General features: G+C 45.6%; 1 pseudogene. It reads right to left on the bottom strand.

What is annotated here, in order from left to right:
• Window positions 1–237, bottom strand: a pseudogene (locus AAEY75_RS17000) (50S ribosomal protein L2); the annotation flags it as partial.

The raw sequence follows: 237 nt of genomic DNA, 5'->3' as shown, positions 1-237 counted from the left end.
ATACCACGCCAACGTGAAGCACCCGCTTTACCAAGTGATTTCAAGTTATTTTCAGTATTAGAAACTTCACCAATAACAGCGCGACAATTAACGTGTACGCGGCGAGTTTCACCTGAACGCATACGAATAATTGCGTAAATACCGTCACGACCTAATAACTGAACGGCTGCACCCGCTGAACGAGCCATCTGTGCGCCTTTACCGATTTTAAGCTCGATATTATGGATCACAGTACCC

The sequence above is a fragment of the Psychrobacter sp. TB55-MNA-CIBAN-0194 genome, from assembly GCF_040309505.1.
In the GTDB taxonomy this organism is placed as follows: Bacteria; Pseudomonadota; Gammaproteobacteria; order Pseudomonadales; family Moraxellaceae; genus Psychrobacter; species Psychrobacter fozii.
The sequence above is the reverse complement of the archived record's forward strand: the minus strand, read 5'-3'. Positions and strand labels throughout refer to the sequence as shown.